20 protein-coding genes and 1 tRNA gene are annotated in these 26,813 nt (G+C 63.6%); 14 read left to right on the top strand and 7 right to left on the bottom strand.

The genetic code is table 11. From position 1 onward, the window contains the following. Nucleotides 1-32 precede the first annotated feature (32 nt). From pepN to GRI38_RS11835, 8 genes are all read left to right on the top strand, one after another. Nucleotides 33-2,687 (top strand): aminopeptidase N, encoded by a 2,655-nt coding sequence (pepN, locus tag GRI38_RS11870; RefSeq protein ID WP_160684184.1) that lies wholly within the window; start codon nt 33-35, stop codon nt 2,685-2,687. Next, entirely contained in the window at nt 2,680-3,402 is a 723-nt protein-coding gene (gene pgeF, locus GRI38_RS11865; RefSeq protein ID WP_160684181.1) for a peptidoglycan editing factor PgeF, read from the top strand. Before pepN ends, pgeF begins: the two co-directional genes overlap by 8 nt. A gap of 208 nt (nt 3,403-3,610) precedes the next feature. Then, nucleotides 3,611-4,189, top strand: coding sequence for a ubiquinol-cytochrome c reductase iron-sulfur subunit (gene petA, locus GRI38_RS11860; RefSeq protein WP_160684178.1), 579 nt, complete (start codon nt 3,611-3,613; stop codon nt 4,187-4,189). 19 nt (nt 4,190-4,208) lie between these two features. After that, nucleotides 4,209-5,501, top strand: coding sequence for a cytochrome b (locus GRI38_RS11855; protein ID WP_160684175.1), 1,293 nt, complete (start codon nt 4,209-4,211; stop codon nt 5,499-5,501). A gap of 24 nt (nt 5,502-5,525) precedes the next feature. Then, nucleotides 5,526-6,395, top strand: a complete 870-nt coding sequence (locus tag GRI38_RS11850) for a cytochrome c1 (RefSeq protein ID WP_160684172.1) — start codon at nt 5,526-5,528, stop codon at nt 6,393-6,395. Between the two features lie 26 nt (nt 6,396-6,421). Then, complete coding sequence (locus GRI38_RS11845) at nt 6,422-6,958, top strand: adenine phosphoribosyltransferase (RefSeq protein WP_160684380.1); 537 nt, start codon at nt 6,422-6,424, stop codon at nt 6,956-6,958. Between the two features lie 131 nt (nt 6,959-7,089). After that, nucleotides 7,090-8,949, top strand: coding sequence for a cation:proton antiporter (locus GRI38_RS11840; protein WP_160684169.1), 1,860 nt, complete (start codon nt 7,090-7,092; stop codon nt 8,947-8,949). 14 nt (nt 8,950-8,963) lie between these two features. Then, nucleotides 8,964-9,596: an OmpA family protein gene (locus GRI38_RS11835; RefSeq protein WP_160684166.1), complete on the top strand. Its 633-nt coding sequence runs from the start codon at nt 8,964-8,966 to the stop codon at nt 9,594-9,596. A gap of 1 nt (nt 9,597) precedes the next feature. On the opposite strand, the gene GRI38_RS11830 is transcribed toward GRI38_RS11835, so the two are convergent. From GRI38_RS11830 to cysD, 3 genes are read right to left on the bottom strand one after another with little or no spacing between them, the layout of a single operon-like run. After that, complete coding sequence (locus GRI38_RS11830; RefSeq protein ID WP_160684163.1) at nt 9,598-10,374, bottom strand: 3'(2'),5'-bisphosphate nucleotidase CysQ; 777 nt, start codon at nt 10,372-10,374, stop codon at nt 9,598-9,600. Next, on the bottom strand, nt 10,371-12,290 hold the full coding sequence (cysN, locus tag GRI38_RS11825; protein ID WP_160684160.1) for a sulfate adenylyltransferase subunit CysN: 1,920 nt from the start codon (nt 12,288-12,290) through the stop codon (nt 10,371-10,373). Before cysN ends, GRI38_RS11830 begins: the two co-directional genes overlap by 4 nt. Beyond that, nucleotides 12,290-13,204 (bottom strand): sulfate adenylyltransferase subunit CysD, encoded by a 915-nt coding sequence (gene cysD / locus GRI38_RS11820; RefSeq protein ID WP_160684157.1) that lies wholly within the window; start codon nt 13,202-13,204, stop codon nt 12,290-12,292. The genes cysN and cysD overlap by 1 nt, the downstream gene beginning before the upstream one ends. 170 nt (nt 13,205-13,374) lie before the next feature. Here cysD and GRI38_RS11815 point away from each other — a divergent pair. From GRI38_RS11815 to GRI38_RS13970, 3 genes are all read left to right on the top strand, one after another. Beyond that, a tRNA-Gly gene (locus tag GRI38_RS11815) sits at nt 13,375-13,448 on the top strand. 82 nt (nt 13,449-13,530) lie between these two features. Further along, the gene (locus GRI38_RS11810; protein ID WP_160684154.1) at nt 13,531-14,886 is read left to right on the top strand and encodes an HD-GYP domain-containing protein; all 1,356 of its coding nucleotides are present in this window, start codon (nt 13,531-13,533) and stop codon (nt 14,884-14,886) included. A 67-nt stretch (nt 14,887-14,953) separates the two neighbouring features. Continuing rightward, complete coding sequence (locus tag GRI38_RS13970) at nt 14,954-15,124, top strand: hypothetical protein (protein ID WP_202389971.1); 171 nt, start codon at nt 14,954-14,956, stop codon at nt 15,122-15,124. A 10-nt stretch (nt 15,125-15,134) separates the two neighbouring features. On the opposite strand, the gene GRI38_RS11805 is transcribed toward GRI38_RS13970, so the two are convergent. The 3 genes from GRI38_RS11805 to GRI38_RS11795 form a co-directional block, all read right to left on the bottom strand. Then, on the bottom strand, nt 15,135-16,571 hold the full coding sequence (locus GRI38_RS11805) for a glutamate synthase subunit beta (protein WP_160684151.1): 1,437 nt from the start codon (nt 16,569-16,571) through the stop codon (nt 15,135-15,137). Continuing rightward, a complete protein-coding gene (gltB, locus tag GRI38_RS11800) occupies nt 16,571-21,235 on the bottom strand; it encodes a glutamate synthase large subunit (protein ID WP_160684148.1) in 4,665 nt (1,554 codons plus the stop codon). Before gltB ends, GRI38_RS11805 begins: the two co-directional genes overlap by 1 nt. Before the next feature lie 222 nt (nt 21,236-21,457). Beyond that, the gene (locus GRI38_RS11795) at nt 21,458-22,621 is read right to left on the bottom strand and encodes a hypothetical protein (RefSeq protein WP_160684145.1); all 1,164 of its coding nucleotides are present in this window, start codon (nt 22,619-22,621) and stop codon (nt 21,458-21,460) included. 310 nt (nt 22,622-22,931) lie between these two features. Here GRI38_RS11795 and GRI38_RS11790 point away from each other — a divergent pair, with 310 nt between their 5' ends. The 3 genes from GRI38_RS11790 (at nt 22,932) to GRI38_RS11780 (ending at nt 25,393) form a co-directional block, all read left to right on the top strand. Continuing rightward, nucleotides 22,932-23,381: a MaoC family dehydratase gene (locus GRI38_RS11790; protein ID WP_160684142.1), complete on the top strand. Its 450-nt coding sequence runs from the start codon at nt 22,932-22,934 to the stop codon at nt 23,379-23,381. Nucleotides 23,382-23,456: 75 nt separating this feature from the next. Next, complete coding sequence (locus GRI38_RS11785) at nt 23,457-24,635, top strand: acetyl-CoA C-acyltransferase (RefSeq protein ID WP_202389970.1); 1,179 nt, start codon at nt 23,457-23,459, stop codon at nt 24,633-24,635. Nucleotides 24,636-24,784: 149 nt separating this feature from the next. After that, entirely contained in the window at nt 24,785-25,393 is a 609-nt protein-coding gene (locus tag GRI38_RS11780; protein ID WP_160684374.1) for a DUF4126 domain-containing protein, read from the top strand. A gap of 15 nt (nt 25,394-25,408) precedes the next feature. Here the strand turns inward: GRI38_RS11780 and GRI38_RS11775 are convergent, their stop codons facing one another. Continuing rightward, nucleotides 25,409-26,647: a polyhydroxyalkanoate depolymerase gene (locus tag GRI38_RS11775; RefSeq protein WP_160684139.1), complete on the bottom strand. Its 1,239-nt coding sequence runs from the start codon at nt 26,645-26,647 to the stop codon at nt 25,409-25,411. Nucleotides 26,648-26,813: the final 166 nt, after the last annotated feature.

Raw genomic sequence — 26,813 nt, 5'->3', positions numbered from 1 at the left:
TAAACAGCGACCGGACAGATCAAAGGCATCACATGGATATTGCACGCACCCCCTCGACCCCTCCCGGCAACCCCCAGATGGCAGATGCCGCGCGCGAACCGAAGGCACCGCCGATCATTTATCGCAAGGATTACAAGCCCTATCCCTGGCTCCTCCCCTCCGTGCGGCTCGAATTCGACCTCGCGCTCGAAAGAACGCGGGTGGTCAACACGATGGAGGTGCGCCGCAACCCGGCGGGTGAGGCGACGCCGGTGCTGCGCCTCGATGGCGATAATCTCGAACCGCTCGAGGTCAGGATCGACGGCGAGGCAACGCAAAGCTGGACGATGGACGGACCCGCGCTGCTCGTCACTGTGCCGGGCGACGAGCATAGCGTCTCGATCGTCACCGAATTCGATCCCTCGGCCAATACCGTCCTGATGGGTCTTTACGCATCGAACGGGATGCTCTGCACGCAATGCGAGGCGGAGGGCTTCCGCCGCATCACCTTCTTCCCCGACCGGCCCGACGTTCTTTCGACCTACACGGTCAGAATGGAAGCCGAGAAGGAAAGCTTTCCGGTCCTCCTGTCGAACGGCAACCGGACGGATGCGGGCGACCTCACAGATGGCCGGCACTATGCCGAATGGCACGACCCGTGGCCCAAGCCGTCCTATCTCTTCGCCCTCGTCGTCGGTGATCTGGTCGCGAATTCGGACAGCTTCACCACGATGAGCGGTCGCGAAGTCGCCCTCAACATCTACGTGCGCGACGGGGATCTGGAGCGGACGCATCACGCGATGAGTTCGCTAAAGGCAAGCATGAAGTGGGACGAGGAAGCCTTCGGGCGCGAATACGATCTCGACCTGTTCAACATCGTCGCCGTGAGCGATTTCAACATGGGCGCGATGGAGAACAAGGGGCTGAACGTCTTCAACACGAAATACGTTCTCGCCGACCCGGAAACTGCCACGGACGGCGATTTCGACGGTGTCGAGGGCGTCATCGCTCACGAATACTTCCACAATTGGTCGGGCAATCGCGTGACGTGCCGCGACTGGTTCCAGCTGTCCTTGAAGGAAGGCTTCACCGTATTGCGCGACCAGCTGTTCAGCCAGGACATGCAGGGCGAGGCGGTCAAGCGGATCGAGGATGTGCGCGTCCTTCGCGGGGCGCAATTTCCGGAGGATAGCGGGCCGCTCGCGCATCCTATTCGCCCCGATTCCTATCGCGAGATCAGCAATTTCTACACCGCGACGATCTACAACAAGGGGGCCGAGGTCATCCGCATGATGCGCACCATGGCGGGGCCGCAGGCGTTCCGCAAAGGATGCGACCTCTATTTCGAGCGGCATGACGGCGAAGCGGCGACTTGCGAGGATTTCGTGAAAGCGATGGAAGACGGGGCCGGTCTCGACCTCACGCAATTTCGCCGCTGGTACGAGCAGGCGGGCACGCCGACGGTGACGGTACGGCTCGACCATTCGGGTGACGAGGCGACGCTCTCGCTGCGCCAGGACGTGCCGCCCACGCCCGGCCAGCCCGCCAAACACCCGATGCCGATCCCGCTGCGCATCGCGCTGTTCGACCGTGACGAGGGAACGCATCAGGGGGAGCAGCTGGTGATGCTCACCGAAAACGAGAAGACCATCACCTTCGACGGTTTCGCGAAAAAGCCCGTTCTGTCGATCAACCGCAATTTTTCAGCGCCGGTCATCATCGAGCGCAAGACCCCCCGCGACAAGCTCGTATTTCTTGCAGCGCGCGACGACGATCCCTTCGCCCGTTCCGAAGCGATGCAGGATCTCGTGGTCGGCCATCTGCTCGACGACGTGTCCGAAAAGCTGACCGACAGCGAGAGGGATGGGGTCCGTGCGGACATCGCGCAGGCCTATGCCGCGGTGATCGCGGACGAGGCGCTCGACGATCAGATGCGCGGCGAACTCATGCTGTTGCCGACCCAGACCTATCTCATGGAAAAGATGCGGATTGCCGATCCGGGCAGAATCTTTGCCGCTCGCGAAGGGCTGAAGGCCTATCTCGGCAAGGAATTGCAGGAGCAGTTCCATCGCCTTTACGAGCGCGTCGAACAGGTGCTCTTCTCGCTCGATCGCGAGGCGAAGGGTGCGCGCAAGGTCAAGAACCTCATCCTGACCTTCGCGGCGGCAAGCGACCCATCGAAAGCATCGGAACTCGCCGCCCACCAGTATAACCGCGCGGACAACATGACCGACCGGCAGGGAGCGCTCATGGTGCTGGCCGGCCTCGACGGGGTGGAGCGAACCAACGCGCTGATCGATTTCTACAACCGCTACGAGGACAATCCGCTGGTCATCGACAAATGGTTCTCGTTGCAGGCGATCTCCCTGCACCCCAATGCGATAGAACACGTGAAGGCATTGGCCGCGCACAAGGACTTTACCCTGCGCAATCCCAACCGGGTCCGCGCGCTTTACGGCTCCTTCACCGGCAATCCCCATGCGTTCCACGCGGAAAGCGGCGAAGGCTATCGTTTGATCGCGGACTGTATCCTCGCGCTCGATCCGCTCAATCCGCAGATTGCTGCGCGCTTCGTCCCGGCGCTCGGTCGATGGCGCAAGATGGAGCCGAAGCGTGCGAAGATGATGCGCAAGGAACTCGAGCGAATTTCGGAAGCCGACGCGCTTTCCCGCGATACGTTCGAGCAGGTGACCCGCTCTCTTGTCTGAACCGCTGCGTTCAGACCTCTTGAGTGCGGTTCCGCACGGCTTCTTCGGGTGGTGTAAACCCTCCGGCGAGGCGGGCGAGTTCGATGCCCGGCAGGCGGCGAATCGCGTCGTTGCCGCCGAGCAGGTCTCGCCGAAAGGCCGCCTCGCGACGGTGACGCAGGTCCATTCGGCGCGCACCGTGATCGTCGAGCAACCCTTCGCACCGGACGCCGCGCCGGAAGCCGATGCGTTGGTCACCGCTACGCCGCAAGTCCTGCTCGGAATCGTGACCGCCGATTGCGCGCCCGTGCTGCTGGCGGACGTCGAAGCGCGAGTGATCGGTGCCGCTCATGCAGGATGGCGCGGCGCGCATGGCGGGGTTCTCGAAAGCTGCGTCGAGGCAATGATCGAATGTGGAGCGCGGCGCGAGAGCATCGCCGCGGCCATCGGCCCGACCATAGCGCAGGAAAGCTACGAGGTGGACGATGACTTTCGCGCCCGCTTCGACGAGGTCGACGAGGCATTCTTCCGGCGCAGCCGCGAAGGGCACTGGCAATTCGACCTGCCGCATTACGTCGCCGCGCGCTTGCGAAGGGCGGGCGTCTTCGCGGTAGACGTGACCGGCAAGAACACTTTTGCGGAAGCAGACCGCTATTATTCCTATCGCCGCGCTTCGCAGACCGGCGAAGCGAACGACATGCGACAGATCAGCATTATCGGCCTGCCCGTCGATTAGTTGCCGCGCGTTTTTGCGCGGGCTTTGCAGTTGCACAAAAGCGTACCGGGTTTGCCAAAATGTCGGTTGGCAATCTTCGGCTTTGCGGCTATCAGCGCGCCCAAACGGGCCGTACCGTCGTGTGGCGGCCTCATAGCGAAACTGGCGATACCGCGCCTCTTCACGGCCTTGTGGCTTGCGGGGAGCGGATCGGGGCAAGGCAAAGGCAATGGCTGAATTACGCACTGAACCTACTGTCGGAACGACGCAGGAAACCGACGCCAAGGATGGCGTGCGCCGTCGCGACTTCATCGACATCGCCGCGCTCAGCGCTGGCGGCGTCGGAGCGCTGGCCGTTCTGTATCCGCTGATTTCGCAGATGGCCCCGTCGGAAGACGTACTCGCCGAGAGCACGACCGACGTCGATGTCAGCGCGATCGAGCCGGGACAGGCGATCAAGGACGTCTTCCGCAAGCAGCCGCTTTTCATCCGCCGCCTGACCGACGCGGAAATTGCGGAGGCGAACTCCACGCCGATCGGCGCCTTGCGCGATCCCGAAACGCTCGACGATCGCACGCTGGAGGGGCATCGCGACCTCCTCGTCACGATGGGCGTCTGCACCCATCTGGGCTGTGTTCCGCTGGGCGTCGCCGAGGGCGAAAATCGCGGTGATTACAACGGCTATTTCTGCCCCTGCCACGGTTCGCACTATGATGTCGCAGGCCGTATCCGCAAGGGCCCGGCACCGACCAATCTTCTCGTGCCGGAATACAATTTCACGTCCGACACGGTCATCCGCGTAGGCTGAGAATACGAAAGAGACGACGATGAGTTTTGCCTGGGCCAGACAGTACGAACCGAAGAACGGGTTCACCAAGTGGGTGGACGAGAAGCTGCCCTTGCCGCGCCTCGTCTACAACGCGGTGGGCGCCGGCTATCCGGTTCCGCGCAACCTCAACTACATGTGGAACTTCGGCGTCCTCGCCGGTTTCGCGCTCCTCCTTCAGATCGTCACCGGCGTCATCCTCGCGATGCATTACGCCGCGAATGCGGAAGTCGCCTTCGCCAGCACCGAACACATCATGCGCGACGTCAACTGGGGCTGGCTGATGCGCTATGCCCATGCGAACGGCGCCAGCTTCTTCTTCGTCGTCATCTACCTGCACATCTTCCGCGGCCTGTTCTATTCGTCCTACAAGGCGCCGCGCGAGATGATCTGGCTGCTCGGCGTGGTCATCTTCCTCCTCGTGATGGCGACCGCCTTTATGGGCTACGTCCTTCCGTGGGGTCAGATGAGCTTCTGGGGCGCGAAGGTCATCACCGGACTGTTCGGCGCGATCCCGCTGGTCGGCGAAAGCATCCAGGTCTGGCTGCTCGGCGGTTTCGCCCCCGACAATGCCGCCCTCAATCGCTTCTTCTCGCTGCACTTCCTGCTGCCCTTCGTGACGGCGGGCGTCGTCATCCTGCACATCTGGGCGCTGCACATTCCCGGATCGTCCAATCCGACCGGCGTCGAGGTGAAGAGCGAGAGCGACACGGTCCCGTTCCACCCCTATTACACGGCGAAGGACGGCTTCGGGCTGGGTATCTTCCTGCTCGCCTATTTCGCAATGGTCTTCTTCCTGCCGAACTTCCTCGGCCATGCGGACAATTACATCGAGGCGAACCCGCTCGCGACACCTGCGAACATCGTTCCGGAATGGTATTTCTGGCCGTTCTACGCGATCCTTCGAGCATTCACCTTCGACTTCATCCTGCCGGCTAAACTGTGGGGCGTCCTCGCGATGTTCGCGTCGATCCTGCTATGGTTCTTCCTGCCATGGCTCGACAAGTCGCCGGTCCGCAGCGGCCATTATCGTCCGCTGTTCCGCAAATTCTTCTGGTTCGGCCTCATTCCGTGCATCCTCGTGCTCGGCTATTGCGGCGGCGCGCACCTGTCCCCGATCACGATTGCGCTGAGCCAGATCGCAACGGCGTATTACTTCCTTCACTTCCTGGTGATCCTGCCGATCATCTCCTCCGTCGAGAAGCCGGAGCCGCTGCCGTATTCGATCACCGACGCGGTCCTTGGATCGGACAAGAAACCGGTCCTCGGCGAAAATACGACGCCTGCGGTTTAAGACGAGAGAGAAAGCACTCAGAACATGGTTCGTATTATCGGAATTCTCACCGGCCTCGTCTTCACGCTGGCCGTCCTCATTTCATTCGGCGTTGATACCTACAGCAATCTGACCACCGAGGCGGAGGAAACGGCGGAGCATCACTTCCACGCAGAGCCGCTTGACGTCTCGTTCCCGCATGACGGTCCCTTCGGCAAATGGGACACCGCGCAGTTGCAGCGCGGCTACGTTGTGTACAAGGAAGTGTGCTCGGCCTGTCACAGCCTGAAATACGTCGCCTTCCGCGACCTTGCGGACCTCGGCTATACCGAGGCCGAAGTGCAGGCATTGGCTGCAGAATGGCAAGTTCCCGGGATCGATCCGCGTACCGGCGAAACGGTGATGCGCGCGGCCGAGCCGACCGACTATTTCCCCTCGCCCTATCCGAACGATGTCGCCGCGGCGGCAGCGAACAACAATGCCATTCCGCCCGACCTCTCGCTGATGACGAAGGCGCGGCATGGCGGTGCGCCCTATGTGTATTCGCTGCTGACGGGCTACGAGGATCCGGCCACCTACTCGCATGACGGAGAGCGCCTGCTTGAAGCCTATCCCGATTTCGAGGTTCCGACCGGTCTCTACTTCAACCCGTATTTCCCGAACCTCAACCTCGCCATGGCCCCGCCGCTGACGACGACTGGCCAGGTGACGTATGAGGACGGAACCGAAGCGACCATCGCCCAAATGTCGAAGGACGTCAGTGCGTTCCTCAGCTGGACGGCCGAGCCGACGATGGACGATCGCAAGCAGACCGGCTGGCCGGTACTGGGCTTCGTCCTGTTCGCGACCATCCTCGCCTATCTGTCGAAAAAGCAGATTTGGGCGGCGGTGAAGCCGGCGAAGCGCAAGCACTGATCGCTGATAGCGGGAGCGCGGCGGCGGTGACACCGGATCGGCTGAAAGAGCTGGTCCGGACCGTGCCCGACTTCCCGGCGCGGGGCGTACAGTTCCGCGACATTACGACGCTCATCAATCACGGCGAGGGGTTCGCGGCGACAGTCGCCATGCTCTCCGATACCGTCGAAGGCAGCAAGGCTGCGCGGATCGTCGGAATGGAGGCACGCGGCTTCATCTTCGGAGCGGCGGTCGCAGCGCGCCTCTCTCTTCCCTTCGTTCCCATTCGCAAACCCGGCAAACTGCCAATCGACGCGCTGGGCGTGGATTACGCGCTCGAATACGGGACCGACAGGCTCGAACTCGACCCCGGCGCCTTTGAGGAAGGAGAGCGGGTCGCCATCGTCGACGACCTGATCGCGACCGGCGGCACGGCGCTGGCGGCGGCACAATTGCTGCGTCAGGCGGAAGTCGAGCCGGTTTGCGCCGCCTTCGTTATCGACCTGCCCGACCTTGGCGGAGCAGCGCGGCTCCGCGAGGCGGACGTTCCGGTCAGCGCGATCATGTCGTTCCCCGGGGACTGATCCTTAAGCGGTCCGGCTTCATCGCAGGCCAAACCGGAACCCCGTCAGCCATCGCTCATTCTGTTACTCGGACGTCCCCTCGCGACATTGGCGGTGGCGGTCCGGGGCACAAGCTGACATAAAAGGCGGTAATGGAAGCACAGGCACTCGTTATTGCGCTGGTCGGCGTCCTCGGCATCGGCGCGCAATGGCTCGCATGGCGGACGGGATGGCCGGCCATCGTCCTGATGCTTGCCGCCGGTTTCCTCGCCGGACCCGTCCTCGGCATCTTCGACCCCGAACTGACTTTCGGCCCGATGATGGAGCCGATGGTCGCCATCGGCGTCGCGCTTATCCTGTTCGAGGGCGGATTGAGCCTCGATTTCCGCGAATTACGCCATGCCGGCGACGGCGTGTGGCGGCTGGCGACGATCGGCGTGGCGCTGGGCTGGCTGTTCGGCTCGCTCGCCGGGAACTACATTGCCGGGCTGAGCTGGCCGGTCGCCGTGCTGTTCGGCGGCATCCTTATCGTGACCGGGCCGACCGTCGTCATCCCCTTGCTGCGCCAGTCCTCGATTCAGTCGCGCCCCGCTTCGATCCTGAAATGGGAAGCGATCGTCAACGATCCGACCGGTGCGCTGTGCGCAGTCATCGCTTACGAGTATTTCCGCAAGCTCGGTGAAGTGCCCGATGCCACCCTGTTCGCCGTCGTTCCGCCGCTGATCATCGCTGCCGTCATCGCCGGCCTCATCGGCTACGCCGCGGCGGTCGTCATTGCCTGGGCGTTCCCGCGCGGCCTCATTCCCGAATATCTCAAGGTACCCGTCCTGCTGGTCGTGGTAATCGGCGTGTTCGTACTGTCGAACCTCATCGAACACGAAGCCGGATTGGTCGCGGTGACGGTGATGGGCGTCGCGCTTGCGAACATGAACGTCTCCAGCCTCAGGAGCATCCACCCGTTCAAGCAGAACATCGCTGTGCTGCTCGTCTCGGGCATCTTCATCCTGCTGTCTGCCTCGCTCAATTATTCCGACATGGCGTTCTTCAACTGGCGCTTCGCCGCGTTCCTGCTGGCGCTGCTGTTCATTGTGCGCCCGGCGACGGTCCTCATCAGCCTTCTCGGCAGCAGCGTTCCGTGGAACGAGCGGTTGCTGCTCGCCTGGATCGCGCCGCGCGGTATCGTCCTCGTCGCCATTTCCGGTCTGTTCGCGATCCGCCTCACTGAACTCGGCTATGAGGGCGGCAACGTGCTGATCGGATTGAGCTTTGCCGTGGTCGTCGTGACGATCGTGGCGCATGGCTTTTCCATCGATCTCGTCGCACGCCTGCTCAAGGTGAAGGGCAATACGCGGCCCGGCCTCCTGATCGTGGGCAGCACGCCGTTCTCCATCGACCTCGCGGAAAAGATGCAGGCGCTGAAAACGCCCGTGATGATCGTCGATGCCAGCTGGCAACGCCTTGCCGCCGCGAGGCGCAAGGGTTTGCCCTTCTATCACGGCGAAATCCTGAACGAGGCGACGGAGCACAATCTCGACCTCTCGCCCTATCACGTGCTGGTCGCGGCGACCGACAACGAGGCCTACAACGCACTCGTCTGCAACGAATTCGCCTACGAGATCGGGCGCGATTCGGTTTATCAGCTGGGCGATGCCGGGGATGACGAGAACCGTCATGCAATCCCGCTGTCGATCCGGGGAAGGGCGCTTTTCGAAAGTGGCTTCGGCGTCGCGGAAGTGACCGATCTGTCGAAACAGGGCTGGGTGCTGCGCAAGACGAAGCTGTCGGAGGAGTTCACCTTCGAGAACGCGCTCGAAAAGCTGCCGCCCGATACGCATTACCTGTTGCTGCTGCGCGAAGAGGGGCGGATGCGCTTCTTCACCCATGCCGCGCGGCCGGAGCCGAGAGCGGGCGACACCATCGTCAGCTTCTCCCCGCCCCATACCAAGACCCCGGAAGAGAAGGCCGCCAAGCGCGAAAGCAAGAGCGGCGGCAATCCCCAGCCGGCTCAATGACGAAGAGGTTTTCCATGCGCTCCCGCGCCGCCACTGCCCTGATTCTGACCACCGCATTTTCCCTGTCGCTGTCCGCGTGCAATCGCGACCGGGAACGGGACGGACCGCTGATCGGCGGCGAGGAGCAGATCGAGGAAGAGCCGGTGCCGGAGGATCAGCCGCGCAAGTCCATCTTTCGTGACGACCTGCAGCAGCCCGAACTCGAACCCGAATTGCTGGAGCCGCTGACGGTCACCGTTCCGTTCGGCGATGCCGATGCCGCGATGTCGGAAGAGGCGCTGACCGAGCTTCGCCAGGCGCTCGACTCGGAACAGTTCGAAAGTGGCGGCACGATCGTCCTGCGCGGGCACACGGACAGCGCCGGTCGCGACGCGGCCAATCTGCGCGCAAGTCAGCGCCGGGCAGAGCGCGTTGGCGAGTGGCTCATCGACAGCGGCGTCGATGCGGAGCGCATCACCATCATCGCGATGGGCGAGCAGAACCCCGTCGAACCCAATGCGTTGCCCGACGGAACGCCGAACGAGGAAGGGCGGGCGGCCAACCGCCGGGTCGAAGTGACGTTCGAAGTCCCGGAAGGTGCGCGGGTCCGCCAGGACGAGCCGCAAGTGGGCGACGCGCCCGCGCTGATGCAGGATCAGGCGCTCTAGCCTAGCTTTCGCTCGCCGCCTCTTCGCGCAGCCCAGCAAGCATTTCCAGGATCGGCGCTGCCAGTTCCTGACGGCAGATGAGCAGGTCGGGCAGGTAAACGTCTTCCCGGTTGTAGCGCATCGGCGATCCGTCGAGGCGGCTGCAATGGAGGCCATGCGCGGTGGCCACCGCGATCGGCGCACAACTGTCCCATTCGTACTGACCGCCCGAGTGTAGATAGATTTCCGCTTCGCCTCTCACCACCGCCATCGCCTTGGCGCCCGCCGAGCCCATCGGCAGGAGATCGGCGCCGATACTTTCCGCCACTGCCAGCGCTTCCTTTGCGGGGCGGGTCCGGCTGACCACCATGCGCGGCGTATCGGGTGCAGGCGGCAGATCGCGCGGCTCGTCGCTGCGAAGCACGGTTCCCCCGGCCAATCCCGGCAGGCCGACCGCGCCCGTTACCGCTTCGCCGCCAACCGCCAGGCCGACATGCACGGCCCAGTCGCTGCGGCGCTCTCCGAATTCGCGCGTGCCATCGACCGGATCGATGATCCATACACGCTCATATTCGAGGCGCTCCTTCGTGTCCTTGCTCTCCTCGGACAGATAGCCGTCGCCGGGGCGCGCTTCCCTGATCAGGGGCATCAGCAGGCGGTTTGCGGCAGCATCGCCTTCATTGCCGAGGTCCTTGCCCGACAGGCTCGACCGCTCGCGCAGTTCGAGCAGCAATTCGCCCGCGCGCTGCGCCAGTTCGGCGGCCAGTGCGCCGTCGCTCAGTTTTGCAAGATCGCTCATTTGAGGGGGAGGATCTTCTCGATGATCGCGGCAGCGGCCTCGTCCGCGGTCATCGCGACGGTATTGACCGTTATCTCGGGATTTTCGGGCGGTTCGTAGGGGCTGTCGATGCCGGTGAAGTTCTTCAGTTCGCCCGCCCGGGCTTTCTTGTAGAGGCCCTTCACGTCGCGTTCCTCGGCCACTTCAAGCGGCGTATCGACGAAGATCTCGATGAACTCGCCCTCCGGCATCATGTCGCGGACCATCTGCCGTTCCGCGCGGAAGGGCGAGATGAACGCAGTCAGCACGATGAGGCCGGCATCGGTCATCAGCTTGGCGACCTCGCCGATGCGCCGGATGTTCTCGATCCGGTCGGCCTCGGTGAAGCCGAGATCGCGGTTGAGACCGTGGCGCACATTGTCCCCGTCAAGGAGGAAGGTATGCCGGTTCATCACCGACAGCCGCTTTTCGACAGCATTGGCGATGGTCGACTTGCCCGAACCCGACAGGCCGGTGAACCACAGCACACGCGGCTGCTGGTTCTTCATCGCGGCGTGATCGGCGCGCGAAATCTCGAGCGGTTGCCAATGGACGTTGTTGGCCCGCCGCAGGCTGAAATTGAGCATGCCGGCCCCGACGGTCGCATTGGTCAGCTTGTCGATCAGGACGAAACCGCCCATCTGCCGGTTCTCGGCATAGGGTTCGAAGGTGATCGGCTTCTCGGTATGCAGTTCCGCGACGCCGATGGCATTGAGCGCCAGCGTCTTTGCCGCCAGCTTCGCCCGCGTATCCACGTTGATCTCGTATTTGGGCTGCTGCACCTTTGCCGTGACCGTCTGCGTGCCGAGCTTCAGCCAGTATCCGCGACCCGGCTTCATCGCCTCCTCGCCCATCCAGACGATCGTCGCTTCGAACTGGTCGGAGGTCTCCGGCGGGTCGTCCGATGCAGCGATCACGTCGCCGCGGCTGCAATCGACTTCGTCTTCCAGCACCAAGGTGACCGATTGGGCTACCTGCGCCTCCTCGCGGTCGCCGTCGAAGGTTGAGATGGTCTTGATCACGGAGGTGCGTCCCGACGGCACGATCCGCACCGTGTCGCCGATTTTGACGACGCCGCTGGCGATCTGGCCGGAGAAGCCGCGGAAGTCGAGATTGGGGCGATTGACCCATTGCACCGCCATGCGGAAAGGCTCTTCGCCAGCCGATGCACCGCGTACCTCGACCTGTTCGAGATGGCTCATCAGGCTTGGCCCGGTGTACCAGCTCGTATTGTCCGAGGGCGCCTGCGTGATGTTGTCGCCCCTGAAGCCCGAGAGGGGGATCGGCACGAAGTCCGTTATCCCGATGTCGCTCGCGAATTCGCGGTAATCCTCGACGATTTTGTCGAAGACGTCCTGCGAATAATCGACGAGGTCCATCTTGTTCACCGCCAGCACGACGTTTTTGATGCCGAGCAGGTGGACGATGTAGGAATGGCGGCGCGTCTGGGGGAGGACGCCCTTTCGCGCATCGATCAGGATGACGGCGAGATCGGCGGTCGATGCGCCCGTCACCATGTTGCGCGTATATTGCTCGTGACCCGGCGTGTCGGCGACGATGAACTTGCGCGCCGTGGTCGAGAAGAAGCGATAGGCGACGTCGATCGTGATGCCCTGCTCGCGCTCTGCCGAAAGCCCGTCGACGAGCAGCGCAAAATCGAGCTCGCCGCCTTGCGTGCCGACTGACTTGCTGTCCGCCTCCAACTGGCCGAGCTGGTCCTCGAACACCATCTTGGAATCGTAGAGGAGGCGTCCGATCAGGGTGGACTTGCCGTCGTCCACGCTGCCGCAGGTGATGAAGCGCAACAGGCTCTTGTCCTGATGCTGCGCGAGGTAATGCTCGATATTCTCGGCGATGAGAGCGTCGGGCTGGTAGGCGTTGTCGGATAGCTCGTTCATCAGAAATAGCCCTCCTGTTTCTTCTTCTCCATCCCGGCACCGCCTTCGTCCCGGTCGATGACGCGGCCCTGCCGCTCGCTCGTCGTCGTCAGCAGCATTTCCTGCACCACTTCGGCGAGCGTCGACGCCTCGCTTTCCACGGCCCCCGTCAGCGGAAAGCAGCCGAGCGTGCGGAACCTGACGGAGCGCGTGGTGATTTCGGGACGGCGCCCCATCACCCGCTCCAGCCGCTCGACGTCGTCGGCCATCAAAAGCTGCCCCTCATGCACGAAGGTCGGGCGGGGCGCGGCAAGGTAGAGCGGCACGATGTCGATCCCCTCGCCCATGATGTATTGCCAGATATCGAGTTCGGTCCAGTTGGACAGCGGAAAGACGCGCATCGATTCGCCCTTGGACAGGCGCGTATTGTAGACGTTCCACAATTCGGGCCGCTGCGCCTTCGGGTTCCAGCCGTGGCTCGCATTGCGGATCGAGATGACGCGCTCCTTCGCGCGGGATTTCTCCTCGTCGCGGCGCGCCCCGCCAAAGGCCGCATCGAAGCCGTAATGGTCGAGCGCCTGTTTCAGCCCCTGCGTCTTCCACATGTCGGTATGGAGCGAGCCATGATCGAACGGGTTGATGCCCTGTTCCTTCGCTTCCTCATTCTGCCAGACGAGCAGCTCCATCCCGCTCGTCTCGGCCATGCGGTCGCGCATCGCGTACATGTCTCGGAACTTCCACGTCGTATCCACGTGGAGCAGCGGAAAGGGCGGGGCGGAAGGATGGAACGCCTTGCGCGCCAGATGCAGCATCACCGCGCTGTCCTTGCCCACGGAATAGAGCATGACGGGCTTGTGCGCGGTGGCGACGACCTCGCGCATGATATGGATGCTTTCGGCTTCGAGCCGTTCGAGATGGGTAAGGGTGCGGGGCATGAGGCTCGCTGCTAGGGGATGGGCGGCGCGATGAAAACATAGAATGCGTTGCGCTAAGGAAAGGTCCGAGCGCTGCCGGTGACCGCAATCGGACAAGCCAATTCGCGTGTTGACGGATGGGGGCAAGCCGCAGTATCGGCGCTTCATGCGGCCTCGTGCAAAGCACGCGAGCGGGTATAGCATAGTGGTAATGCTCTAGCCTTCCAAGCTAGCTAGAGGGGTTCGATTCCCCTTACCCGCTCCAGCCGCTTCTCCGGTTCCATCATCGAACGTCGCGTCGCCTTGACGATGTCTTAGCGATTGCGCGCCTATGAGCGGGCGCAGCGATGCGGCACGATCCTTCCCTGCACCCGGCGACCCACACCGCCATTTCGCGCAGCGAGTTGCTCGGCGCGTTCAGCTATGCGCTCGACATGACGGAGGGGCAGCCCGCCGGACACTCGCTGCGCTGTTCCTATATCGCCCTGCGCCTCGCCGATCTGCTCGGGCTGGAGCGGGAAGAGCGGGCGGAGCTGCGCTATGCCGTGCTGCTGAAGGATCTGGGCTGTTCGAGCAATTCGGCACGCATCGCGGAACTCTATCTGACCGACGACCGCGCCTTCAAGCAGAGCTGGAAGACCATCGCCCCCGGCCTTCCTGCAACCTTGCGGTTCGTGTTCGAACAGACCGGACGCGAGGCGTCGCTCGGCAGGCGCATTTCGGCGGTGAAGCACATCCTGACGCATGGCGACGACGTGGCGCAGGAGATGATCGAAAGCCGCTGCACGCGCGGCGCGGCGATCGCCCGCGACCTGCGCTTTCCGGAAGTCGTCGCGACCGCGATCTTTCACCTCGACGAGCGGTGGGACGGTTCGGGCCGACCCGACCGGCTGGCAAGTGACGCAATTCCGCTTTATTCCCGCATCGCGCTGCTCGCGCAGGTGGTGGACGTCTTTTACCGGCAGGGCGGCAAGGAGGCGGCCTGCTTCGAAATTTCCCGGCGTTCGGGCAGCTGGTTCGATCCCCGCCTTGCCGCCACGTTCGCGCGGCTGGCGGAGGAACCCGGCTTCTGGATCAATCTGTCCTCTCCCTTCCTCGAAGCAAAGCTGGCGGGCGAAGCCGACGACGCGCAGGAACCGGTCGACGAGGACTATCTCGATGCCGTCGCCGCTGCTTTCGGCAAGGTGATCGACGCGAAAAGCCCCTTCACTTCCGGTCATTCGGAGCGGGTGGCCGACTATGCGGAGCGGATGGCGAGCGGAATGGGCCTCGTCCCCTCGCGCGTGCGCCAGTTGCGCCGGGCCGCGGCATTGCACGATGTCGGCAAGCTCGGCGTGTCGAGCACGATCCTGGAAAAACCGGGGCGTCTCGATGCGGAGGAATGGTCGGAAATGCGCGACCATGCCGTCCATACTCACGCGATCCTGTCGCATATCGGCGCTTTTTCGGAGATGGCGCGGATTGCCGCCTCGCATCACGAGAAGCTCGACGGAACGGGCTATCCGTTGGGGCTCGCCGATCAGAACATCGTGCGAGAGACGCGGATCATCACGACTTGCGACTTCTACGACGCGCTCACGGCCGACCGCCCCTATCGCGCGGCGATGCCGCAGGAAAAGGCGCTGGCGATCATCGGCAGCGAGGTCGGCACCGCGCTCGATGCGGAATGTTTCGAAATGCTCAAGCAGATCGTCTGCGACTAGCTTATCGTCTGGTTCGCAATGGCCGCGGCGGGGGTGATCTCGCGCGGCGATCGGCTAGAGACGCGGGATGCCCGTCATCGGTTGCCTGCTGCTGATCGTCCTGCCGCTGCTCGGCGTGATTGTCGGCAGTGCGATCGGCGGCGACACGGCCATGACGATCGGCGCACTTGCCGGTGTCGCCCTCGCTCTCGGTTTCTTCGTGGCGAGCGCCATTGCGCTCAAACGCGCGCGCAAGTGACGCCAGCCGCCTAGCGCGGCAACTCGCTCTTGCCCATCAGCGCCTCGTCCACCGCGCGGGCGGCCTGCCGTCCCTCGCGAATGGCCCAGACGACGAGGCTCTGTCCGCGCCGCATGTCGCCGCAGGCATAGACCCCCGGCTCGCTGGTTGCGTAGAGCAATTCGTCGGCTTTCACATTGCCCCGCTCGCATAGTTCGACATTCGCCTTGTCGAGCAAGCCGCGCTTGGTCGGGCCGGTAAAGCCCATCGCCAGCAGGATGAGGTCGGCGGGAAGGGTGAATTCGCTGCCCGGAATTTCCTGCTTCTGCCGGTCCTTCCACTCGACGCGGACGCATTCGAGGCCGGTGACGTTGGTGCCGTCGCCTACCACGCGCTTCGTCAGGATCGACCAGTCGCGATTGGCGCCTTCCTCGTGGCTGGAGGACGTACGCAGCTTCAGCGGCCAGTCCGGCCAGGTCAGCGCCTTGTCTTCCTTTTCCGGCGGCTTGGGCATGATTTCCAGCTGTGTGACGCTTTTCGCGCCCTGCCGGTTGGAGGTGCCGACGCAATCCGAGCCCGTGTCGCCGCCGCCGATGACGATGACGTCCTTGCCCTTCGCCGATAGCGTGCCGCGCGGGGCGGCGCGGACTTCGTCATCGCCCGCATTGCGCTTGTTCTGCTGCGTCAGGAATTCCATCGCCAGCCTGACGCCCGAGAGTTCCGCACCGGGGATGTCGAGCTGCCGCGCTTCCTCGGCTCCGCCCGCCATGACGATGGCGTCGAAATTGTCCTTCAGCGCCGACCAGGAGACATCGACGCCGACTTCCGCGCTCGTCTTGAAGGTGACGCCCTCGGCTTCCATCTGCACGCAGCGCCGGTTAATGAGGTGCTTTTCCATCTTGAAGTCGGGAATGCCGTAGCGCAGCAGGCCGCCGATCCGGTCGTTCTTCTCGAAGACCGTGACGGCGTGACCGGCCCTCGCAAGTTGCTGAGCACAGGCGAGGCCCGCCGGGCCGGAGCCGACGACCGCGACCGACTTGCCGGTGGCTTTCTGCGGGATCTGCGGCTTGACCCAGCCCTCGTCCCAGCCGCGATCAATGATCGCCGCCTCGATGCTCTTGATGGTCACCGGCGAATCGATGATGTTGAGCGTGCAGGCCGCTTCGCACGGCGCGGGGCATATGCGGCCCGTGAACTCCGGGAAGTTGTTGGTCGAATGCAGGATGTCGAGCGCGTTCTTCCAGTCGCCTTCATAGACGAGGTGGTTCCAGTCCGGGATGATGTTGTTCACCGGGCAGCCATTGTGGCAGTATGGAATGCCGCAATTCATGCAGCGCGAGGCCTGTTCCCGCAGCACCGGCTCGTCGGGGGTGTGGATGAACTCCTTGTAATGCTTCAGCCGTTCCTCGGGCGCGACGTAATCGCGCTCGCGCCGGTCGACTTCGAGGAAACCCGTTTCCTTACCCATTATTCCGCAGCCTCCATTGCCGCCTCGTCGCGTTCCGCCTCGAGCGCCTTCAGCGCCTCGCGATAGTCGCGCGGCATCACCTTGACGAATTTGCCGAGCGCCGTGTCCCAGTCATCGAGCAATTCGCTCGCCCGTTTGCTGCCGGTATGCAGCTGATGGCGTTCCACGAGGATGCGCAGGCGCTCTGCATCGTGGCGCAGCATGTCGCCCATTCCCGCATTGTCGACCGAGATGCCGCGCTGTTGCGGCCTGCCGAGGCCCACATCCTCTACATTGCCCGGCGTCACGGGTTCGAGATCGACCTGCGCCATGTTGCACAGCTTCTCGAAATCGCCGTCCGGGTCATAGACATAGGCGACCCCGCCACTCATCCCGGCGGCAAAGTTGCGGCCGGTCTTACCGAGGATGCAGACGACCCCGCCGGTCATGTATTCGCAGGCGTGATCGCCCGTTCCCTCGACCACCGCGACCGCGCCCGAATTGCGGACCGCGAACCGCTCTCCCGCGACGCCCTCGAAATAGGCCTCGCCCGCGATTGCGCCGTAAAGGACGGTATTACCCGCGATGATGTTGTTCGTCGGATCGAGCCGCGAGCCTTCCGGCTGGCGCACGATGATCCGCCCGCCCGACAGGCCCTTGCCGACATAGTCGTTCGCATCGCCCGTCAGTTCGAGGGTGAGGCCATGTGCCGCCCATGCGCCGAAGCTTTGCCCGGCGACCCCTTTGAGGCGGATGCGGATAGTGTCGGCGGGCAGGCCCTGATGTCCGTACCGCTCCGCGATCCGGCCCGACAGCATCGTGCCGACCGTGCGATTGACGTTGCGGATCGGGAAGTCGAGTTGGACCGCCTCGCTATTTTCCAGCGCCGGCTGGCAGGCTGCGATGAGCTCGTTGTCGAGCGCCGCTTCGAGGCCGTGCTGCTGCACCTCGGTATGGCGAAGCGAGGCGCGTCCTTCGCTCGCGCTGCGGTCGAGGATACGCGAGAGATCGACGCCGTTCGCCTTCCAGTGGCGCTTTACCCGGCGCATGTCGATGAGATCGACCCGGCCGACCATGTCCTTGACGCGGGCGACGCCCATCTCGGCCATGATGCCGCGCAGTTCCTCGGCGACGTAGAAGAAGTAGTTGATGACGTGTTCCGGCGTGCCGGTGAAGCGGGCCCGCAAGACGGGGTCCTGCGTCGCGACCCCGACGGGGCAGGTGTTGAGGTGGCACTTCCTCATCATGATGCACCCTGCTGCGATCAGCGGGGCGGTGGCGAAGCCGAACTCGTCCGCGCCCAGCAGCGCGCCGATGGCGACGTCGCGCCCGGTTCTGAGGCCGCCATCGACCTGCACGGCAATCCGGTTGCGCAGATCGTTGAGAAGCAGCGTCTGCTGCGTTTCGGCAAGGCCGATTTCCCACGGGCTGCCCGCATGGGTGAGGCTGGTCAGCGGGGACGCGCCGGTGCCGCCCTCATAGCCCGAAATGGTGACGTGATCGGCGCGCGCCTTCGACACGCCCGCGGCGACCGTGCCGACGCCCACTTCGGAGACGAGCTTCACCGAGATGCGCGCCTTGGGCTGCACGTTCTTCAAATCGTGAATCAGCTGCGCAAGATCCTCGATCGAATAGATGTCGTGATGCGGCGGGGGCGAGATGAGACCGACGCCCGGCGTCGAATGACGCACCGCGCCGATCCGCTTGTCCACCTTGTGGCCGGGCAGCTGGCCGCCTTCGCCGGGTTTCGCGCCCTGCGCCATCTTGATCTGGATGTCGTCGGAATTGACGAGATATTCGGTCGTGACGCCGAACCGCCCGCTGGCAACCTGCTTGATGCGACTGCGCATGGAATCGCCGTTTTCGAGCGGCACGAAGCGCGCCGGTTCCTCGCCGCCTTCGCCCGTGTTGGAGCGTCCGCCGATGCGGTTCATCGCGATGGCGAGCGTCGAATGCGCCTCGTGGCTGATGGAGCCGAAGCTCATCGCGCCGGTGGAGAAGCGCTTCACGATTTCCGAAGCCGGCTCCACCTCGTCGAGCGGGAGGGGCGTCTCCGCCTTCCTGAAATCCATCAGCCCGCGGATGGTCAGCAGCCGCTCGGACTGCTCGTTCACGCTTTTCGCGAACTCCTCGTAATTCGCATGACCGCCATTTTCCGGCCCGCCGCGCACCGCGTGCTGCAGATTGGCGACGTTGGCAGGCGTCCAGGCATGGTCCTCACCGCGCAGGCGGAACTGGTAGATACCCCCGACATCGAGCATGTTGCGATAGAGCGGATCGTCACCATAGGCATTCGCGTGGCGGCGCACCGCCTCTTCGGCCACTTCGTCGAGGCCGATCCCCTCGATCGTCGTCGCCGTGCCCTTGAAATAGGCATCGATGAATGCGCTCGACAATCCGACCGCGTCGAAGATCTGCGCGCCGCAATAGGACTGGTAAGTGGAAATGCCCATCTTGGACATGACCTTCAGGATGCCCTTGCCGACGGCCTTTACGTAATTCGCCTCGACCGTCGCGGGATCGAGGTCGGGGAATTTCGATGCGCGCAGCGCCTCCATCGTTTCGAACGCGATGTAAGGGTTGATCGCTTCCGCGCCGTAGCCCGCCAGCACGCAGAAATGATGCACTTCGCGCGGCTCGCCGCTTTCCACGACGAGGCCGGTCTGCATCCGCAGGCCCTGCCGGACGAGGTGCTGGTGCACGGCGGCGGTCGCCAGCAGCATGGGCATCGGCACGCGGTCGGCGTCCTGCTTCCTGTCGGACAGGATGAGGATGTTGTGATCCTGCAGCACCGCCTCGGTCGCGGCCCAGCACATTTCCTTCAGCGCCATGGCAAGGCCGTCCGCCCCGGTGGAGGCTTCCCAGGTGCAGTCGATCGTTTCGGTCCGGAACGCGCCGTCCAGCGATTGCTCGACGGAGCGGATCTTCGCGAGGTCCGCGCTGGTCAGGATCGGCTGCATCATTTCGAGCCGCTTGTGAAGGCCCGCGTCGCGTCCCAGAAGGTTGGGGCGCGGCCCGATCATCGACAGCAGGCTCATCACCAGTTCCTCGCGGATCGGGTCGATCGGCGGGTTAGTCACCTGCGCGAAGTTCTGCTTGAAATAATCGTAGAGGAGGCGCGCCTTGCTCGACAGCACGGCGAGCGGCGTATCCGTCCCCATCGAGCCGATCGGATCGCCCCCTTCTTTCGCCATCGGTTCGAGGAAGCGGGTAATGTCCTCCTGCGTGTAGCCGAAGGTCTGCTGCGCTTCGAGCAGGGTAGGGGTCTCGAGATTCTCGTCCTGCGGCAGATTGTCGAATTCCGGCTCGATCAGTTCGAGGTCGGCAAGCTTGTATTGCGCTTGTTCCAGCCACTTCTCGTAAGGATGCGCATTGGCGAGACCGGCCTTCAATTCGCCGTCCTCGATGATGCGGCCTTCCTCGAGATCGATGAGCAGCATCTTGCCCGGTTGCAGACGCCACTTCCGGGTGATGTCTTCTTCCGCGAACGGCAGGACGCCGCTTTCGGAGGCGAGCAGGATGAGATCGTCCTTCGTCGTGCAATAACGCGCCGGCCTCAGGCCATTGCGGTCGAGGGTCGCACCGATCTGCCGCCCGTCGGTGAAGGCGACCGCCGCCGGGCCGTCCCACGGCTCCATCAAGGCAGCGTGATATTCGTAGAAAGCGCGCCGGGCCGGGTCCATCAGCGCATTCTTCGCCCATGCCTCGGGCATCAGCATCATCATCGCATGGGCAAGGCTGTAACCGCCCGCCAGCAGCAATTCGAGCGCGTTGTCGAGGCAGGCGGTGTCGGACTGGCCGTGCGGAATGAGCGGCCACATCTTGTCGAGGTCGGACCCCAGTAATTCGCTTTCCATCGTGCGGCGGCGCGCATTCATCCAGTTCACATTGCCGCGCACCGTATTGATTTCGCCATTATGCGCCATGAAGCGATAGGGGTGGGCGAGCCGCCAGCTCGGGAAGGTGTTGGTCGAGAACCGCTGGTGAACGAGGCCGAGCGCGGAAATGCAGTCGGGGTCGCGCAGATCGTCGTAGAAGCTGCCGACCTGGTTCGCGAGCAGCAGCCCCTTGTAGACGATGGTGCGGCTGGAAAAGCTCGGGATGTAGGTCGTCGTGAGCGCGGGAAGGTCGTGCTTTTCCGCCAGCTTCGCGAGCGGATTGAGCGTTTGCTTGCGAATGACGATCAGCTTGCGCTCGAACGCGTCCTGATCGGCACATTCCTCGCCCCGTGCGATGATGCATTGCCGGATGACCGGCATGGAATCGACGACCGCCTTGCCGAGCCCGTCGAGCGTGGTCGGCACGTCGCGCCAGCCGATGACCCGCTGCCCTTCCTTGACGACGAACTTTTCGAGTTGCTGCGTGACGAAGTCGCGGGCGGCCTCGTCCTGCGGCATGAAGCACATGGCAACCGCATAGTGGCCCGGTTCGGGCAGCGCATGGCCTTCATTGTCCGCCCATTTGCGGAACAGGGGATCGGGAACCTGCAACAGGATGCCCGCCCCGTCACCCAGCAGCGGGTCCGCGCCGACCGCGCCGCGATGGTCGAGATTGGCGAGGATCTCCAGCGCCTGCCCGACGATGGCATGGCTTTTCTCGCCCTTGATATGCGCGATGAAGCCGACGCCGCAGGCATCGTGTTCGTTCGCTGGATCGTAGAGGCCGGTGGCTGCTGGAAGACCCATTCACATTCCTCGAATACTTCGCGCGGGGCATTCTGGATCGCGCGACGTCCGCCGTGCCGGTGGCGGGGAACTGGCCGTCCGACGGTTACGCGCTACGATCCTGTCTCGAAATGCCATTGTGCAGTTTCGAAAGATATTTTGCAACTGCGAGCAAGTGAAGGAATCTTTCACACTCGTAAAGCGCCAGGCGCTTTTCCCGTGCCGCCGGGCGCAGGCGAGGCGCTATTTCTTGCGCCGGGCCTCTTCGAGCCGCTCGATCGCCGCGCGCAGGCGGTCGCTGAGAACGGGTTCGTCACCGGCTGCCATGTTGGATGTCTGGGACGGCGTTGGAGATGGGGCCGGGGAGGGCGGTGGTGAAGGGGGCGCGGACGCGGGACGCTCCGGACGATCGGGCGGGGCGACCTCGCGCTTCGCCGCATCGAGCCGCTGAAGGAGGCTTTCGAGCGACCCGTCCTCCTTCAGCGGATGGCGGATCGTTTCCGAGGGGATTGCATCGGTATCGACGAATTTCGCAAAGCTGGTCGGCGGGCCGACATCCCGGTCCGGTTCCTCCGGTGCGGGTTCTTCTTGCGCGGGTTCGGGAGCGGGTTCGGGATCGGGGGGCGTCGCGTCGCTTTCGTCTGCGGGGTCGGAGGGGTCTTCGGGCAGAGTATCGGTGGGCGGCGCGACGTCGGCATCGCTGCTTTCGGCATCGGCATCGCTTGCGTCGGGCTCGACATCATTGAGGGTGTCTTGTCCATCCTTGTGCGTCGCTGCGTCGGCAGCCGGCTGATTGGTTGCCTCTCCGCCATAGGATACTGAAATGCTTGGCTCATTCGTTCCTTGTTCGGCTTCCGAGGGGGCCGCATCGCTGTGATCGAGCGGTACGGTTGCGATGGCGGGGCCGGGGGTTGGCTCCGGTTCGATTTCGCCTTCCGCTTCCTCGCTCAGGTCGAAAATGGCATCTTCAGCTTCCGCGAAATCGGGGGCGACGAGCGGATCGTCCTCATACTCTTCGGTAATTTCTTCAACGGATACAACGTCTTCGTACTCCGCGTCTTCCGTGTAGGTTTCCCGTGAAACATTCACGCCGAACTCGCTCTGGGGGATCGGATCGAAGCTGTAGCGCTGCATCTTCTTGCGCCGCCGCCACCTCAGGAACCGTGCCAGCAGCAGGCCTAGTGCGATACCGACGACCAGCCCGATGATGATGCAGAGAATTCTGCCCGCTATTCCCGTTTCGGCGCCGCCCCGCGTCAGGGCGCGCAGCCCGATCTGCGCAAGGAACGCGGCATTGTAGCTTGACGGCACGACCGCCGCGAGACCGCTGAAAAGCGTCGCGAACCACAGCGCAAGTGTCGCGGGAAAGCCGCGATGCGCGATCAGGGAAGTGCCGTCCTTCGTCACCGCTTTCTTGTCAAACTCGCGCTCTGGGCCAATCGTGGTGCGACACGCCGCGACCCTCTTCGCAAGGCAGACGATGCGAAGGGCCGAAGCGTTTGCGCCGCTTTCCTATCATGCGGGTGGTAAACGTTAAGATAATCGTCCGAGTCGCGGGTCTTTCTCGGCGAAACCCGCCATCGCCCGCACCCCGGCGGACCTGCGCCGTCTGCCTTGCCGTAGGGTCGCCGGCGCTGCCATTGCGCTCATCCGCCAGTTCCGTCATTACACGCAGCAAGAAGTCCGGCACGAAGCCGCACCCCCCGAAGGAGAGCCTATGACCCCCCAGGAAATTGCAGCGAAGAAAGGCGAGACCATCGGCACGTCCGAATGGGTCGAAATGAGCCAGGAACGCATCAACCAGTTCGCCGATGCGACCGGCGATCACCAGTTCATCCATATCGACGAGGAAAAGGCGAAGATGACGCCGTTCGGCGGGACCATCGCCCACGGCTTTTTGACGCTCTCGATGATCCCCTATCTCACCGCGAACAGCGATGTTCCGCGGGTCGAGGGCATCAAGATGGCCGTCAATTACGGCGGCAACAAGACGCGCTTCATCAACCCCGTGCGGTCGGGTAAGCGCATCCGTTCACAGATGAAACTGCTCGACATGACCGAGAAGCGTTCCGGCCAGTGGCAGCAGACGATGGAAATCACGATCGAGATCGAGGGCGAGGACAAGCCCGCACTGATCTGCGAATGGATCACCATGTATTTCGTCTGAGCGCCGCGTTCCGACACTCCCCCAAGAAATCCGTCCCCGTTCGATCGCGGGACTTAGCAAGAGGTTCCTTAAATTATGCGTGATGCAGTCATCGTTTCCACCGCCCGCACCGGCATGGGCAAGGCCTATAAGGGTGCGTTCAATTCCACGCCGGGCGCGACGCTCGGCTCCTATGCGCTGAAGCCCGCCATCGAGCGGGCCGGGATCGAGCCGGGCGAAGTGGACGACGTGTTGTGGGGCGCGGCCCTTCAGCAGGGCGCGCAGTCCGGCAATTTGGGACGCCAGGTGGCGCTTCGGTCCGGCTGTCCCATCGGCGTGTCGGGAATGACGATCGACCGGCAGTGCTCCTCCGGCCTCATGACCGTCGCGACCGCGGCCAAGCAGGTCATTGTCGACCGCATGAACGTCGTCGCTGCCGGCGGACAGGAATCGATCAGCATGGTGCAGACGCCGGAAATGCGCGTCATGCCCGATCCCGAATTGATCGCGATGCACGGCGCTATCTACATGCCCATGCTGCAGACCGCCGAGACCGTCGCCAAGCGTTACGGCATCAGCCGCGAGGCGCAGGACGAATACGCGCTCCAGTCGCAGCAGCGTACGGCAGCGGCGCAGGAAGCGGGCAAGTTCGACGACGAGATCGTCTCCGTCTCGACCAAGCACAAGGTCAAGAACAAGGAGACGGGTGAGGTTACGGACGAGGACGTCACCATCGCCAAGGACGAGGGCAACCGCCCCTCCACCACCCTGGAAGGCCTCTCGCAGTTGCAGCCGGTTCTCGGCCCCGACACGACGATCACCGCCGGCAATGCGAGCCAGCTGTCGGACGGTTCAGCCGCAGTCGTCGTGATGGAAGCCAAGGAAGCGGAGAAGCGCGGTCTCAACCCGCTCGGCCGCTATATCGGCATGGCCGTCGCCGGGACCGAACCTGACGAGATGGGCATCGGCCCGATCTTCGCCATTCCCAAGCTGCTCGAGCGGTTCGACATGAAGGTCGACGACATCGACCTGTGGGAATTGAACGAGGCGTTCGCGGTGCAGGTCCTGTATTGCCGCGACAAGCTCGGCATCGACAACGACAAGCTGAACGTGAACGGCGGCTCCATCTCGATCGGCCACCCCTACGGCATGACCGGCGCCCGCTGCGTCGGCCACATCCTGCGCGAAGGACAGCGTCGCAAGGCGAAATACGGCGTCGTCACCATGTGCGTGGGCGGCGGCATGGGCGCTGCCGGGCTGTTCGAAATCTTCTGATCGGCCCGCCGGAAACGGCATCGCATCGAAAAAGGGCGGCGTCGGCATCGGTCGGCGCCGCCCTTTTCATTGAGCGGCTTTAAAAGCCCCTCAGCGTCGGCGAGACCTCCTGCTTGCCGCAAAACCGCTTTGCGCGCATGATCGGGCGCATGGGCATTGTCGAACTTCTGGGCATTGCAGGCAGTATCAGCCTGCTATCGGGCTGGCGGCTCTATCTCTCCATCGCCGCGACCGGGCTTGCGATGCGGTTCGGGGCGATTCCGCTGCCCGAGCAACTGGCAGCCCTCGACGCGCTCGCCAATCCATGGATCATCGGGATTGCCCTGTTCGGGGCGGGGGCGGAGTTCTTCGCCGACAAGGTCATGTGGCTCGATACGCTATGGGACAGCGTTCATACGCTGATCCGGCCGGTCGGCGGCGCATTGCTCGCGCTTGCTATCGTCGATCCGGGCGATCCTGCGTGGCAGGTCATCGCGTTCCTGCTCGGCGGCGGCGGTGCGCTGCTCGCGCATGGCGGTAAGGCGGGCGCGCGCGCCGTGGTCAACGCCAGCCCCGAGCCGGTCAGCAACATCGCCGTGTCGAGTATGGAGGACATTGCGAGCGTGGGTGCGCTGTGGATCGTCTACGAGTACCCTTACGTGGCCGCTGTCGTCGCGGTCATTCTCCTGGCGATAGCGGTCGGATTGCTGCTGATCGCGCGCCGCCTCGTCCGGCGGCTGTTTCGCCGCGACCCGGTTCGGGACGGCAGTCCGCCCTGACGCCGCGCCAGCGGCTCAGGCGTGCGCTGCGAAGAACTCCTCCAGCACCGGGGCAACCTTCGAACGCCAGCGCGATCCGTTGAAGATGCCGTAATGCCCGGCACCTTCTGCCATCAGGTACTGCTTCTTCTCGGGCGACAATCCGGTTGCGAGATTGAGAGCCGCCTTCGTTTGGCCGAGGCCCGAAATGTCGTCCCGCTCGCCCTCGACCGCCAGAATCGCGGTATCGGTAATCGCACCGAGATCGACGATCTGCCCGCGATGAGTGAACTCTCCCTTCGGAAGAGAATGCTTCTGGAACACTTCCTCGACGGTCTGGAGGTAGAACTCCGCCGTCATGTCGCAGACGCTGCGATATTCCTCGTAGAAATCCTTCGTCGCCTGCGCGCTTTCATTGTCGCCCTCGGTCAGATGCTTGAACATCTCGTAATGGCTGAGGATGTGATTGCCGAGGTTCATCGTCATGAAGCCGGCGAGCTGCATGAAGCCGGGATAGACCCGCCGCCCTGCGCCGCGATATTGCATTGGCACGGTGGCGATGACGTTCTGCCTGAACCAACTTAGCGGCCTGTCCATGGCGAGGTCGTTGACGGATGTCGGCGATTGCCGCGTATCGATCGGTCCGCCCATCATGGTAAGCGTCTTCGGTCGGGCAGGGTTCTCGCGCGCATTCATATAGGCGGTGGCAGCCAGCGCCGGGACCGAAGGCTGGCAGACCGCGACCATGTGCAATCCGCCCGTTCCCGTGCCGTTCTCGTGAATGAACTCGAGATAAGCGATCAGATAGTCGATGTAATCGTCGAGGTCGAAGCGGCCGGCTTCGGTTGGCACCTGCTTCGCATCGTGCCAGTCCGTGATGTAGACCTCGCAGGTCTGGACGAGACGCTCCACCGTTCCGCGAAGAAGCGTGGCAAAATGGCCGCTCATCGGTGCGACGAGGAGAACGCGCGGCGCATCCTCGGGCAGGGCATCGTGCGTGAACCGCACGAGATCGCCGAAGTCACGGTTGAGGACGATGCTTTCGACGACCTGATGCTGGGTGCCTTCGACTTCGACGCTATCGATCCCGAAGGCGGGCTTGCCGCGCGGCGCGGCGGCATGGGCGAAGACTTCGAGCGCGGATGCAGCGGCCGGTCCCATGCCTGAATAGGCGAATGGATTGACCGGGTTGGTCAGCATCTCGGCGCCGATGCTGGCCCAAGCGCTGGCACTGCTGAGCCAGGATTTCTGCATCTCGTGCGCGTGATAGAGCAAATGGACGTCCTTCCTGCAAACCCTCTTCGGGCATACTTCATCTTTGAATGTCGGGCTCACCCCCGATCTTTGAACGGTACGATGTGCACTCAAAGTTCCAATTGTGCAATGCACACAGCCCCGGACGGTTTCGAAACGATACGGACCATTGCGCGTCTGTCACAGT

It is taken from the genome of Parapontixanthobacter aurantiacus, assembly GCF_009827635.1.
GTDB lineage: Bacteria > Pseudomonadota > Alphaproteobacteria > Sphingomonadales > Sphingomonadaceae > Parapontixanthobacter > Parapontixanthobacter aurantiacus.
Note: the sequence above shows the minus strand (reverse complement) of the source record. Positions and strands in the feature narration are given on the sequence as shown.